General features: G+C 37.0%; 15 protein-coding genes. 1 reads left to right on the top strand and 14 read right to left on the bottom strand.

Annotated elements, in window-relative coordinates; translation table 11 throughout:
• Positions 1-280 precede the first annotated feature (280 nt).
• Positions 281-469, top strand: coding sequence for a 50S ribosomal protein L28 (gene rpmB, locus OWO01_RS09175; protein WP_268780158.1), 189 nt, complete (start codon positions 281-283; stop codon positions 467-469).
• Positions 470-550: 81 nt separating this feature from the next.
• Here the strand turns inward: rpmB and spoVM are convergent, their stop codons facing one another.
• The 14 genes from spoVM to OWO01_RS09105 form a co-directional block, all read right to left on the bottom strand.
• On the bottom strand, positions 551-646 hold the full coding sequence (gene spoVM / locus OWO01_RS09170; protein ID WP_268780157.1) for a stage V sporulation protein SpoVM: 96 nt from the start codon (positions 644-646) through the stop codon (positions 551-553).
• Positions 647-706: 60 nt separating this feature from the next.
• A complete protein-coding gene (locus OWO01_RS09165) occupies positions 707-1,363 on the bottom strand; it encodes a thiamine diphosphokinase (protein ID WP_268780156.1) in 657 nt (218 codons plus the stop codon).
• A 17-nt stretch (positions 1,364-1,380) separates the two neighbouring features.
• Positions 1,381-2,040: a ribulose-phosphate 3-epimerase gene (rpe, locus tag OWO01_RS09160; RefSeq protein WP_268780155.1), complete on the bottom strand. Its 660-nt coding sequence runs from the start codon at positions 2,038-2,040 to the stop codon at positions 1,381-1,383.
• A gap of 3 nt (positions 2,041-2,043) precedes the next feature.
• Positions 2,044-2,925 (bottom strand): ribosome small subunit-dependent GTPase A, encoded by an 882-nt coding sequence (gene rsgA / locus OWO01_RS09155; protein ID WP_268780154.1) that lies wholly within the window; start codon positions 2,923-2,925, stop codon positions 2,044-2,046.
• 3 nt (positions 2,926-2,928) lie between these two features.
• The gene (gene pknB, locus OWO01_RS09150) at positions 2,929-4,971 is read right to left on the bottom strand and encodes a Stk1 family PASTA domain-containing Ser/Thr kinase (RefSeq protein ID WP_268780153.1); all 2,043 of its coding nucleotides are present in this window, start codon (positions 4,969-4,971) and stop codon (positions 2,929-2,931) included.
• A complete protein-coding gene (locus OWO01_RS09145) occupies positions 4,968-5,723 on the bottom strand; it encodes a Stp1/IreP family PP2C-type Ser/Thr phosphatase (protein ID WP_268780152.1) in 756 nt (251 codons plus the stop codon). The genes pknB and OWO01_RS09145 overlap by 4 nt, the downstream gene beginning before the upstream one ends.
• Before the next feature lie 108 nt (positions 5,724-5,831).
• Positions 5,832-7,181 carry a 16S rRNA (cytosine(967)-C(5))-methyltransferase RsmB gene (gene rsmB / locus OWO01_RS09140; protein WP_268780151.1) on the bottom strand — a complete coding sequence of 450 codons (1,350 nt, stop codon included), beginning with the start codon at positions 7,179-7,181 and terminating at the stop codon, positions 5,832-5,834.
• 1 nt (position 7,182) lies between these two features.
• Complete coding sequence (fmt, locus tag OWO01_RS09135) at positions 7,183-8,121, bottom strand: methionyl-tRNA formyltransferase (protein ID WP_268780150.1); 939 nt, start codon at positions 8,119-8,121, stop codon at positions 7,183-7,185.
• 14 nt (positions 8,122-8,135) lie between these two features.
• Entirely contained in the window at positions 8,136-10,544 is a 2,409-nt protein-coding gene (priA, locus tag OWO01_RS09130; protein ID WP_268780149.1) for a primosomal protein N', read from the bottom strand.
• A complete protein-coding gene (coaBC, locus tag OWO01_RS09125; protein ID WP_268780148.1) occupies positions 10,541-11,746 on the bottom strand; it encodes a bifunctional phosphopantothenoylcysteine decarboxylase/phosphopantothenate--cysteine ligase CoaBC in 1,206 nt (401 codons plus the stop codon). Before coaBC ends, priA begins: the two co-directional genes overlap by 4 nt.
• 519 nt (positions 11,747-12,265) lie before the next feature.
• Positions 12,266-12,478, bottom strand: coding sequence for a DNA-directed RNA polymerase subunit omega (rpoZ, locus tag OWO01_RS09120; protein ID WP_268780147.1), 213 nt, complete (start codon positions 12,476-12,478; stop codon positions 12,266-12,268).
• A gap of 2 nt (positions 12,479-12,480) precedes the next feature.
• Positions 12,481-13,098 (bottom strand): guanylate kinase, encoded by a 618-nt coding sequence (gmk, locus tag OWO01_RS09115; protein ID WP_268780146.1) that lies wholly within the window; start codon positions 13,096-13,098, stop codon positions 12,481-12,483.
• A gap of 54 nt (positions 13,099-13,152) precedes the next feature.
• Positions 13,153-13,413 (bottom strand): extracellular matrix/biofilm regulator RemA, encoded by a 261-nt coding sequence (remA, locus tag OWO01_RS09110; RefSeq protein ID WP_268780145.1) that lies wholly within the window; start codon positions 13,411-13,413, stop codon positions 13,153-13,155.
• Between the two features lie 107 nt (positions 13,414-13,520).
• Positions 13,521-14,408: a YicC/YloC family endoribonuclease gene (locus tag OWO01_RS09105; RefSeq protein WP_268780144.1), complete on the bottom strand. Its 888-nt coding sequence runs from the start codon at positions 14,406-14,408 to the stop codon at positions 13,521-13,523.
• Positions 14,409-14,431 lie beyond the last annotated feature (23 nt).

Raw genomic sequence — 14,431 nt, 5'->3', positions numbered from 1 at the left:
TTGCCACTAAATATTTTACAACAATTATTTCATAGAGAAAAGGATATTTATCAATTTATTTGCTTAAAATTGATGGTAAGTTAAATAAGTCCCCTTATACAATGGACGAAAATTTAGTTTCTGTCAAGTGATTGCGCTTTATTATAAGCAATCACTTGTTATCATTCTTCAGGTACACCTTAAGTTTTTCGGTATTTTAAAGTAGTAATTGCAATATCTAATCAACTATGATAAATTAGATAAGTATGAAATGAGATAGATGTATGTGGGAGGGATTAATATGAGTCGTAAATGTGTGATCACTGGACGTAAAACTAGCGCTGGAAACAATCGTTCACATGCTATGAATGCAAATAAACGTCAATGGAAAGCAAATGTTCAAAAAGTACGCATTATGGTAGACGGTAAACCGAAACGTGTTTATGTGTCTGCTCGTGCATTGAAATCTGGTAAAGTTGAACGTGTTTAATTTTCGTTAATTATATACGTTTCAACAAAAAAGCACCTATATTGAATAGGTGCTTTTTTGTTACTTTTTTAAGCAACCCCATCAATCATTTGATTTTGATTGCTTATTAAACGTACCCATCACTACACGTACAAAGCTACCAAGAAACTTTGGGAGTTTAATCGTATAAAACTTCAATAGAACCCCTCCTCTTTAAGCCTATCAAAAATAAACATCTCAGCTTATTCTATGTTGCACTTACAAATTAAGTACATCACGACTCTTTACCACTATTAATATGCCTGTTCGAAAAGAAAAAGTACCTATTTTTGAAATCAAATGATTAGAAAGACAACGCGTAGAGCCCAAGCTTATTCCCTCATCCTGTAGTGGATAATAAAAACCTGTGAGCGTAAGTCCTTCCACTTCTCCACCAAATGGAAGAAAAGATATGGACATATCTTGTTCTTCTCTTTCTATTTGATAAGTGCCAGGCCTATAAAGTGCTAACTGATTTTGTTTATCAATAATCGTAGCCTTAACATTCATTTCTTGAATCTTGTATAGTAATTGTATGTTCCCTAATTCATGATCGATTCTACCACCTGTTGCACCAAACAAATAGATAATAGCTGGCTTTAGCTGAATAGCGTGATCAATTGCTAACTCTAAGTCCGTTTCGTCTTTCTCAAGAGGGAAAATTTCTATTCTATCCGCATAATCTTGCAATTTTTCAATCGATTTATGTGTAGCGGAATCAAAGTCTCCAATAGCTAAATGGATCGGTAACTGATGATCAATCAAACATTCAATCCCCTTATCCGCCGCTATCCATATATCCACTTTGTGTTGGTACTCTTTTAAATTTGGGATGAACTCTCCCGGTCCTCCTGCAACGATGGCAATATTTTTCATCTATTATCCAAACCTCTCTACTTCTTGGATACCGATTGCTTAATTTCATCGATTGCTTTTTTACGATCTTGTTGATTAAAAATGGCACTTCCTGCTACTAGCACATCAACACCTGCATCGACACATAACTTCGCGGTTATCGGATTGATCCCACCATCAACTTCAAATAAAATATCAAGAGCTAGGTCTTTTCTCCATTGATTTACTTTGCGAATTTTGTCTAAGACACGATGAATAAAAGTCTGACCTCCAAAACCAGGATTTACTGTCATGAATAAAATTAGATCAACATCAGGTAAAATGGGATAAAGGGCTTCTGCTGGTGTGGCAGGATTAACTACAACACCAGCTTTCACTCCACGCTCTTTTATCGCAGCTACTGTCCGATGCAAGTGCGGACAAGCCTCTACATGAACAGAAATAATATCTGCTCCAGCATCAGCAAATGCGTCAATATACTGATCTGGATTGGTGATCATTAAATGGACATCTAAAGGAAGGGATGTGACTGGTCGAATTGCTTCTACTACTAATGGACCTATTGTAATGTTCGGAACAAAATGTCCATCCATTACATCTACATGGATATAATCTGCCCCTGCTTGTTCTACTTCAGCAATATCTGCTCCTAATTTTGCAAAATCAGCAGATAAAATCGATGGTGCGATTTTTGTCATTATCTAATACCTCGGCTTTCTACTCTGGATTTCTTGGTAAAATTGCAGGTAGTGCTGATACCGGAAATCAGCTATTTGATCTTCATTTACAGCGTTTTTCACCGCACATTTCGGTTCATTTATATGCATACAACCTCTAAATTTACAATTGGCTTTTCGGCTGAAAAATTCTGGAAAACAGTCTGGAAGCTCTTCTAAGGAGATTTGATCAAATTCAAGAGAACTGAATCCAGGTGTATCAGCAACCAACCCTCCTGCCACTTCAAGTAATTCCACATGACGAGTGGTATGCTTTCCTCGTCCTAAACTATTTGAAATCTCATCTGTTTTAATCTGTAGATCTGAATCTAGTGCATTAAGAAAGGAAGATTTTCCAACCCCTGATTGTCCTGCAATAACAGATATTTTATCCACAAGTATGGGGTGGATCGCTTCATAGTCTAAAGTTTGCTTTGTTGTTAACTTCATTACACGATAACCATTCGAACGATACGTCTTCACCAAGTCATCAATCTCTTCTTCTTCACCAGGATTCAGCAAGTCTATTTTCGTCACAAAAATAACAGGTTCAAGTCCATTGGATGCTACCAATACCAAAAAGCGATCCAATAAAATAGTACTGAAGTTTGGCTCTTTAGCTGAGACAGCGATAATAGCTTGATCAATATTTGCAATTGGAGGCCTTACTAACTCCGTTTTTCGTGGTAAAATTTCGGTAATATAACCCTCTGTTTGATTATCTGCTGTAAAAATAACTTGATCACCTACTAGTGGTGTAAGCTTTTTTTTACGGAATAGCCCTCTTCCTCGACATTGAAATGTGCCTTCTTGATTCTTGACATAATAAAAACCACTTAATGCCTTCATAATTCTGCCTTGAGGCATAATTTATTCACCCTCTATATCTTGATAAGCAATCGTTTCTTGGAGAATTACTTGATCGTCACGTTCGACTTTGTATGTTGCTGTACTTCCTGGAGCAATGACTAATCGAATTCTAAATGTTGTATCTGATTGAATAGATTCTGCTTCATAAAGATCTGTTAACTCATTATTCATATCTTCAATATAGATTCGAACTTCTTGATATGGATTAGGCGCATCTATATCTTCTTCGTCGTCTTCATCGTCATTCCCATTTGATATAGCACCAGTATAAGGTACAGAGAATGACACCGTATGGGTAATCGGCGGTTGCTCTTCTTGTCCCAGTGAAATAACAAGATCAACTACAGCGCCTACCTCGACTTCAGCATTACTACTAGGAGAGTGACGAATTACATACCCTTCCTCAACATCACTGGAATGTTCTTCTGTCACATTAGCCACAAGGTTATTATCTGTTAGATACTCTCTGGCACTGATCTCATCCATACCTGTTAAATCATCCAATGTAACTGATTCAGTCCCTATACTTACCTCAAAGATTACAATAGTATCTGCTGGTACTACCTCTGTACCAGGCTCGGGCTCATTTTGGGCAATAATTTGACCCTCGGGTTGATCTGAGTATTTCCCAACATACTCAACATCCTGGTATCCTCTTTGAAGCAAAAGACGTTCTACTTGTGAATAATTCTGACCAACATAGTCTGGAAACTCCTCCGTTTCTGGACCGCTACTTACATAAACAATTACCGTCGAACCTTCTCTTACTACTGTATTTGCCGTTGGATTTGTTCGAACTACATTTCCTGCGTCTATTTCATCTGAGAATGTATCCTCTCGCACCACATCCAACTCTAGCTCGTTTAATATTTGTTCAGCATCTTCGTATAGCTCATCTGTTAGATCTGGGACAGATACATCATTAGGCTGGAACATATTTGGTAATACAAAAATAGCAAACAAACTAGCACCGATTAAAATAAATAAGACAACAGAAGTCCAGATTAAAATTTTTGCTTTTAAAGATTTTTTCTTCTTTTGTTTCTTTTTGACTTGTGGGTTTTGATTGTTTATTTTATGTGCTTCGTTGCCTTGTTTCGAATGGACAATTGTATCGTCTCCCACTTTTTCTTGTTCGAGACTTTCTTTTGTTAAAACAGGAATCGCTTTTGTTTGCTCCCCTTGATCCTCCGGAGGAATGTATGCCGCTTCGTTTATACGGTTTGAATCCAATGCTGTAACTAAATCATTTTCGAATGATTCTACGGACTCATAACGATGAAACGGATCTTTTGTCGTAGCTTTCAATACCACATTCTCCAAACTCTGTGGTATTTCAGGTATCCATTTTCGTAAAGAAGGGGTATTTGATTGTAAATGCTTTAAAGCAATAGACACAGCTGATTGGCCTGAAAAGGGAATTCTTCCTGTTAACAACTCAAATAACACAATACCTAAGGAATAGATATCTGATTTTTTATTTGCCACACCACCTCGCGCTTGTTCTGGTGACAAATAGTGTACAGAACCTAATACCGAATTCGTTTGTGTTAACGCAGTGGCACTAAGAGCTAGAGCGATTCCAAAATCCGTAACTTTCACTTGTCCATGTGGATCAATTAATATATTTTGCGGTTTAATGTCACGATGAACAATATTATTCGCATGGGCATGAGCAATAGCTGAAGTTATTTGTTCCATTATCGCAACAGAATCTTCTACTTGGATAGGACCATAGAGTTGGATGTATTTTTTTAACGTCATTCCTTCCACGTATTCCATAACCATGTAATAAATTCCGTCTTCATCTCCAACATCAAAGATATTAACGATATTGGGGTGGGACAAGCTTGTGGCAGATTGTGCTTCTCGATGAAATCTAGTAATAAACTCTTCATCGTTCGAATATTCTAAACGTAAGACTTTAATCGCTACTTCACGATCTAAAATAATATCATGACCTAAATAAACATTGGCCATGCCACCTCCACCAATGATTTTTTTAACTTCATATCGATCATTTAATAGGCGTCCCTCTATCATTGTGTTTCACCCGCCTTTTTCTGATCATATTCAGACAATACAAGTGTAATATTGTCTTCCCCACCACGTTCATTAGCAAGACTAACTAGCTCTTGTCCAATAATGTCAAGACAGTCCTCTTTTTCTAGGTACAAGGCAAGTTCCTTATCACTAATTTTGTTTGTTAAGCCGTCTGAACATATTAACAAACGGTCCTTTTCTTCCCATTCTGCTATTAAGATATCTGGCTCTACTGATAAGTCAGTACCTAACGCTTTAATTAACACATTTTTTCGAGGATGGAAGGCTGCGTCTTCTCTTGATATTTGGCCAGTCCGAACAAGTTCATTCACTAGAGAATGATCATCGGTAATTTGTAGTAATTCATGATTATGGAATCGATAACACCTGCTGTCCCCAATATGCGCGATTGCAACAAAATCACTTGCGAACATAACGGCAATAACCGTTGTTCCCATCCCTGAGCACTCAGGGTTGTTCTCTGCATATTGGAATACCTTTTCATTCGCTTCAATAACTACTTCTTTTAACCAAGTTTGTGCATCATCACGTGATAAAATTTGCTTGGTCTTCTCCCATTTTTGAGATAAGTAATCTTTAACCATTTTACTAGCTACATCTCCGGCACGATGGCCGCCCATTCCATCAGCAACGACACTAAGTTCTTGCTGGTCAAGATTTCTAAATACACCTCCAGCATCTTCATTGTGTTGCCTTACCTTACCTTGATCTGTTAAAAAATATTGGTTCATCCTTCTCACCTCATACCTTCCATTCTACATCACTTTTAGGTATTTTATGCAATTACTACCTTTACTTGGTGATTGTTGGCTTACAAAAACTTCAGCAAAATTTTTACCTTATCTTTTTTTGCGCAATCTCGTCAAAAAGAAGCCATCTGTTTGAAAATCATCCGGGAATATTTGTAATCCTAAATCAGTTAGACCTGGTGATTCTTTTAACAAAGTTGGTAATTCATCAATAAAATTAGGATCAATTTCGAAATCTGGGTGACTCGTCAAAAATGTCGAAATGACTCCTTCATTCTCTGCTCGATCAACCGTACAAGTACTATATAAAAGTGTACCATTTTTTTTAAGCAATGGGGAAATATTATCTAATAATTCTAGTTGGATTTTTGCTAAGGTATGAATATCGGATTCTTTCTTAGAATATTTGATATCCGGTTTTCCTCGAATTACACCTAGACCTGAACAAGGGGCATCGATCAAAATACGATCAAAAAAATCCTCAGGGTGTTCTGCTGATAACTTACGGGCATCCATACCTTTTGCAACAACATTTGTCAAACCAAGTGCTTTTGCTTTCTGTGTTACAAGGTTCGCCTTTTTTTCATGTAAATCATAAGCAATGACTTGACCAGAATTTCTTAGTTTCTCAGCTATATGTGTTGCTTTCCCCCCCGGTGCGCTACAAGCATCAAGAACAATTAAATCCTCTGTTAAATTCATCATCTCAGCAACAAGCATCGAACTTTGATCTTGAATCGTAACTAAATTTTCTGCGAACAATTTGCTTTTCAGTATATTTCCTTTTTGGACAATAATACCCTGTTCAGAAAATAAGGAAGGTGTACTTTCATACCCCTCTTCTAAAAGTTGATCAATCGCTTCTTCTCGGGTAATTCGCAATAGATTAATTCGTATACTGATCGGTTTTGTCGTTACATTCGCTTCACAAATTTCCACTGTTTTTTCAAAACCATACGTGTTTATCCAACGTTTGACTAGCCATAGAGGATGGCTTGTAGCAATACTAATTCGTTCTGCTTCATCTTCTATTTCCTCGATGTTTGGAAAACCGTTTCGTTGTGCATTTCGTAACACACCATTTACAAGCTTTGCTATTCCGAGATGACCTCTCTTTTTAGCAATCGAAACTGCTTCATGAATGATGGCGTGATCAGGAACCTTATCTAAATACTGCATCTGATAGAAAGACATATATAAAAGCCATTTCACCCAATCTTCTAACTTATTTGGCTTTGCAACAAATCGCTTTGTAAAATAAGCCAATGTTAACTTTCGTTGTAACGTCCCATAAACAATTTCAGTGAATAAAGCTTGATCTTTCATGGACAATTGATTTTTTTTAATTGTCTGATCGATTATCAGGTGACTGAATGCGCCATTATCACCAATACGGATTAAAACATCTAAAGCACTATTACGTAAAATATGTTTCGTCATATTACTCTCCTAACCGCTCTCCGACTTTTAGTGCTTGGCCACTACCTCTTACATAATCAGAGACAGACATTCTTTTTTTCCCTGCTGGCTGTATTTCCGTTATTTTCACAGCTTTTTCATTTCCACAACAAACAATGATTCCATTCTCATCGATATCAATAATCTCACCTGGTTGCCCTTCACAATTTTTCTCTAGCGCAATTGCCCACCAGATTTTTATATTTTTCCCTTTCAATGTTGAACTAGCAACAGGCCATGGGTGTAACCCACGAATATGATTGTATATCTCATAATTTGAAGATTGCCAATCAATTTTTTCTTGTTCACGTTTTATATTTGGTGCATATGTCGCTAGCTTTTCATCTTGTTCTTCAACTTTTACTGTACCGTCAAGGATAGTTGGAATCGTTTCATGTAATAATTGGGCACCAGTTGTTGCTAACTTATCATGTAATGTTCCTACATGATCATCTTCCTCTATCGTAACTTTCGCTTGTGACAAAATAGCCCCCGCATCCAAAGCTTCTACCATGTACATGATTGTGATACCTGTTTCTTTTTTCCCTTGTAGGATGGAGTAATGGATGGGTGCTCCTCCTCGAAGTTCGGGTAACAGCGAAGCATGAACATTGATACAGCCGTACTCTGGTGCATCTAGTAGTTCTTTAGGAAGAATTTGACCAAAAGCTGCCGTTACAATTAAGTCTGGTTTATATTCCAAAATCTCTTTGTACGTATTTTTTATCTTTTCCGGTTGATATACTGGTAAACCGTGTTTTATTGCTTCTTCCTTTACTGGAGGTGGTGTTAAGACACGTTTTCTACCTTTTGGCCGGTCTGGTTGTGTAACAACTAACACAACCTTATATTCATCGATTAATAATTGTTGTAGTATTGGCACAGCAAAATCTGGAGTACCCATAAATACGACTCGTTTCATCAAATACCTTCTTTCTACATTAGTTGATATGGTTGTAGATCAATCTGGATCAGCAAATCTTCCTTTCGCATCGCACTTTCATAATAGGACAAAATTCGCTCTAATACTTTTTGTTGATTGGGTTCATTTTTGTATTTTATCATGCATTGAAAACGATATCTATCTTTCACTCGGACTAGTGGCGAAGGGGTTGGGCCTAAGATCCTAGCATGGTTTGATAAGTGTTTATATAATAGCTTCCCAATTGTGCGCGTTATTTCCAGTGCTTTCAATTGATTCGGATGGGACACCGTGATTAACGTTAAAAAATAATAAGGTGGATATTGATACGTTTTTCGTAACTCCATCTCTTTTTGAAAAAAACCGAGATAATTATAATTAGCAGCCAACTCGACACTATAATGTTCTGGCATGTATGTTTGAATAATTACTTCTCCTTCTAAGTGGTGACGACCAGCTCTTCCACTCACCTGTGTCAATAATTGAAATGTTTTCTCGGCTGAACGAAAATCAGGTAGGTTTAATAGACTATCAGCAGCCAAGACACCCACTAGTGTTACATTAGCAAAGTCAAGTCCTTTTGCAATCATTTGCGTACCAAGTAATATGTCTGCCTGTTTATTTGCAAACTGGTCTAATAATCTCTCATGCGCGCCTTTTCGTCTTGTTGTGTCTACATCCATTCTTATAACACTTGCCCCAGGTATTAACTCTTGTAGTGTCTCTTCCACCTTTTGAGTTCCCGTACCAAAATAACGAATCGTTTCACTTTGACATTCTGGACAACATGCGGGCATTTTTTCTTCATAACTACAATAATGACATTTTAGGCTTTCTTTATTACGATGATACGTTAAGGAGATATCACAATGTGGACATTCAATAACATGTCCACAATCACGGCACATCACAAAAGTGGAATATCCACGTCGATTAAGAAACAAGACAATTTGTTCCTTCTTTTCCAAACGCTCCTCGATTGCTTCTTTTAGCTGGCGTGAAAACATGGTACGATTTCCTGCATGTAGCTCTTTTCGCATATCTGCAATATGAATCTTAGGCATTTCTCCTTCATTCATACGGTGTGGCATCGATAATAATCGATAAACTCCTTTTTGGGCACGCGCAAATGATTCTAACGTAGGTGTTGCGCTTCCTAAAATAACGGGACAATGATGATTACGAGCTCGTTCAATGGCTACATCTCGAACATGGTAACGCGGATGGTCTTCTTGTTTATAGGTTGTTTCATGTTCTTCATCAATAATGATAAGCCCAATATTTTCGAAGGGCGCAAATATTGCCGAACGTGCTCCTACAACGACCTTTACTTCTTTTCGTTGAACCTTCCGCCATTCATCGAATCGTTCTCCATTGGAAAGCGCACTATGCATTACTGCAACAGCACTACCAAACCTTCCCTTAAATCGTTTTACCATTTGTGGAGTTAAAGAAATTTCTGGTACTAAGACAATCGATTCTTTTCCTTCTATTAAAGTATGGGCAATTGCTTGGAGATATATTTCCGTTTTTCCACTTCCTGTAACCCCATGCAGTAAAAAAACATGATGTTTTTTTTGATCTAGGGCTTCAAGAATGGGTTCTATTGCTTCTTTCTGTTGCTTCATGAGCGGTAACGGTTCGGTACGCACTATTTGATCATCACGATACGGATTTCGATACACTTCCTTCGCCTCAGAAGAAAGAATACCTCCTTCGATAAGTGGTTTTATTGTTTGATCCGTTGTACGAAGCTTTTTCAAAAGTTCTCGCTTCTCAATTGCTGAAGGGTTAGCAATAAAGTATTCTAAGATTTCCTTCTTCTTTTTTGCTTGTGTTGGCAAGTCAGCAATTTGTTCCTCTAATTCGAGTGAAGATAGTTTTGGTAAGATATAGGTCGTCTTTTTAACCGTTTCTTTGCTATTGACCTGGTAAACAAACTCAATATCTCCATCTTCTATTCCTTTTTTTAATTGCTGATGCGAACCGTTTCTCTTGACAAATTCTTGATAGGTAATATAATCTCTATCTGCAAAAATTAATTCTAACTCTTTAGTTAAGCTCGAATCTGTTAAACGATGAATTTCTTTTTGATAGTTCGCTTTTAAAGCTTGTGGTAACATGGCTTGAAATGCAGAAATATAAAAGCTCATCGTATGGTTTGCTAACCATTTTCCAAGGGATAGTAATTCTTCCGTTAGTATCGGTGTGACATCCATCAATTCCTTTATCTCTCTTAACTTCTCCAGATCCGAGTGATTGGTGATCGCTAAGACATAGCCCATAATTGTTCTTGGCCCAAATGGTACAATAACACGCATTCCTTGATCGATCGTACCTATAAATGCATCAGGAATCAAATAATCATAAATTCGATTTGTCTGTGCAACAGGCACATCAACTACTACTTTAGCAATATTCACTTTCCCTGTTCTCCTAAATCTATTGCAACTTCATTTAAAATCTGTTGTGCAATCTGTTTTTTGGAAGCAACGGGAAAAGTGAATTTCTTCTCTGTACGTGTAAGAAGGGTTACTTCATTTGTATCCACTCCAAAACCTGCCCCCGGCTTCGTTAGGTCGTTTATCACAATAGCATCTAAATTTTTCTTCTTTAATTTTTCTGTACCAAACTCAAGAACATCGTGTGTTTCAGCCGCGAAACCAACCAAATATTGATTTGTCTTATGATCACCTAAGCTTTGAAGGATATCGTTTGTTCGTTCCAATGTAATGGACAGCTCTCCATCTTTCTTTTTCATTTTCTGATCAACGGTTTGCTTTGGTCGATAGTCTGCAACAGCCGCAGCCTTTATGATAATCTCACTGTCTTCAAAGTGACTATTAATGACTTGATACATCTCTGCTGCTGTTGTTACATCGATTCGATTCACATTGGGTGGTGTTTCTAACGATACAGGACCACTAACTAAGGTAACTTGAGCACCTAGTTGTGCAGCCACTTCTGCGATTGCATAGCCCATTTTGCCTGAAGAGTGATTCGTAAAATATCGAACTGGATCTATTTTTTCCTGTGTTGGACCTGCAGAGATTAATATTCTTTTTCCTTTTAGCATTTGTTTTTTTGAAAGAGATGATTCTAGTGTAGAAATGATGGTCTCTGGCTCTTCAAGTCTCCCTTTGCCAACGTAACCGCACGCTAAGTACCCTTCGCCTGGTTCAATAAATAAGAAACCCCAGCTAGCTAAAGTGTTAAGGTTCTTTTGGACGGCAGGGTGCTGATACATATGTACATTCATAGCAGGTGCAAGATACACATCTGCTTGTGTAGCCATCAATGTGGTTGATAACATGTCATCTGCAATTCCGTTTGCTATTTTTCCAATTATATTTGCAGTCGCTGGCGCAAGAATAAAGAAGTCTGCCCAGTCTGCTAAATCAATATGTGCGATTCTTTTATCGTCTTTCTCATCAAATGTATCCTCATAGACAGCATTTCTCGAGATTGCTTGAAATGATAATGGAGTAACAAACTTTTTCGCACTTTCCGTCATAATGACTTTTACCTCTGCACCCTTTTGCACTAACTTACTTGTCAATGCAATCGCTTTGTAGGCAGCAATTCCTCCAGTTACACCTAATACAATACGTTTTCCAGCTAACATAATCATTCTCCTCTCTCTACTGGTTGTATTCTTACAAATCTTCACAACATTTAGTTATGTAAAAAATACGTTGAATATAGATAACCTTATTGACCTATTTAAACCATTCCAATCTAATACAAAAAATTCCTTAGTCCATAATATCCATAAACTGTGAGGTAGCGATTCTAAGTGAGCGTTCCTATGAGGTTTGTAGCATTTTTTCGCCCTGAACCTAGGCAAAATTGGGCATCTTGACGAAATTAGCGTTATCTCCTGCCCTCAACCTAGGGGAAAAACCCGCCTTAAAGAAGTTACAGTTCTTTTAATCCTCTACCTTCGCGTGAACATCATTAAAGTGAAAAATATAAATCACCACGCTGTTTGTGTCTATTGAGCTACAATAATATTTGTGCAAGTGTTTAAGAAAAAGGATCTTCTTCCGTCGATGTGAAAGAATCTCAATAGTTTCATGAAGGATATAGAGAAACCCTCGTCTGCACCGTTGCAAACGAGGGATCACCAAACGTGCGACTTGTGTTACTGTCTTTCTTTTACATCAGTCGCGATATACGTTAATTTTTCTGCTTGAATTTCTTCTAAAGCAATACCAACGTTTTTTGCTGACTTTGGATGCTCTAATTGTAATATTTTTTTATCTTGAATTTGTCTCGCACGACGAGCAGATAATGTTACTAAAGTATATTTTGAATTAATTTTTGTTTGTAATTGATCGATAGATGGCTCTAACATGATTAATTACTCACCTCCAACAGTTTTTTGTATTGACTTGCAACACGTTCTTTTTTACAATGCTCGCTTTTTACGATCGCTTGAACTTTCTCTACAGCACGGTCAACTTGATCATTAACAACAACATAATCGTAGTTATCCATCAATTCAATCTCGTCTTTAGCAGCTTTTAATCTATTCATCACTAAAGTTTCTGTTTCAGTGCCACGACTAACAATGCGATTTTTTAGTTCCTCTAAGCTAGGTGGTGATAAGAAAATAAAGACACCTTCAGGAAAGTTTTTCTTCACTTGTAACGCGCCTTGAACCTCTATTTCGAGAAACACGTCATTACCCTTATCCAGTGTTTCTTCTACATACGTACGTGGGGTGCCGTAGTAATTGCCAACATATTGTGCGTGTTCGAGCAACTGGTTATCTTCAATCATTTTTTCGAAGTCTTCTTTCGAACGATAGAAGTAGTCCACCCCTTCTTCTTCTCCTTCTCTCATTGCTCTAGTTGTCATAGATATGGAATACTGTAATGCTGTATCTTTTTCAAATAGTGCTTTTCTCACTGTTCCTTTACCAACACCAGACGGTCCTGATAATACAAATAAAATACCTTTTTCTTCGATCAAAACATTGATCCCCCTGTACCTTAATTTATCGTTAAGCGTTACGCTTTGTTCGTTTTATTCGTCAAGCTCTTCTTCATGACTTAATACGCGTTGCCCAACCGTTTCTGGTTGTACGGCTGATAAAATAACATGATCACTATCTGTCACAATAACTGCTCTCGTTCTTCTTCCGTAAGTTGCATCTACTAATTTATTATTTTCTCTTGCAACCGTAATAATTCTTTTAATTGGCGCTGATTCTGGCGAAACGATAGTAATTATTCGATTAGCAGAAACAACATTACCAAAACCAATATTTATTAAACGTAAACTCATATCTATTTCCCCCTCTTCATACAACAATAGGTTGTATACATACTATACTATTTTTATCCATTGTTATCTATATTATTATAGTATAAACTAGCCTTGATTGAAAATGGTTATTCAATATTTTGAATTTGTTCTTTTATTTTTTCTATTTCTGTCTTCAAATCAACTACCCAATTGCTAATTTGCGGATCATTTGCTTTTGATCCAATTGTATTAGTCTCCCGCAACATTTCTTGTAGAATAAATTCAAGCTTCCTGCCAATCTCTTTAGGAGCTACTTGATTAGCAGTATCTATAAATTGTTCAACATGACTATGTAATCGAGTTATTTCTTCAGAAATATCTCCTTTTTCCGCTAGTAAAGCAACTTCTTGAAAAATTCTAGGGTCACTTGTTTGATTTATTTCTGCAGTATAATTACTTAAACGATCCAAAATTCGTTTGTGATAATCCTTGATAACCGTATCTCGCCGATCGTGTAGTTGATTTGTAATTTTATCGATATTCTTCATTCTCTTTAAAATATCCTCAATTAACATAGAACCTTCTGTTTGCCGCATTTGTTCTGCTTGCTGACAAGCTATGTTGACAGCATCGATGAATGCCTTCTTGATTTGATCTGTTTGTTTTTCTACCTCTGTAACAATAAATATTTCCTCTAAGTTAGGAAGAATGTCGACCGATAAGTCATGTTTATCTAAATATTTCTCTTTTATCACTGTCATATGGTTTATATATTGATCAAGCAATAACCAATCAACATCTACCACTCGTTCCACCAAACCCTGACCTTCTACTGTTACATACACCTCAACCCTACCGCGCCCAAAATAAGATTGTAGTATATTTTTCACCTTAGCTTCTAACACATAAAATGACCGAGGGATTTTTAAGGATAAGTCAAAAAAACGATGATTTACTGTTCTTACTTCAACAGAAATGGACGTTTGATCAACATAGACTGTATGCTGTCCAAAACCCGTCATACTATTTGCCATAAAATCACATCCATAATTTTATT

Source organism: Natronobacillus azotifigens (assembly GCF_026805325.1).
In the GTDB taxonomy this organism is placed as follows: Bacteria; Bacillota; Bacilli; order Bacillales; family Amphibacillaceae; genus Natronobacillus; species Natronobacillus azotifigens.
Note: the sequence above shows the minus strand (reverse complement) of the source record. Positions and strands in the feature narration are given on the sequence as shown.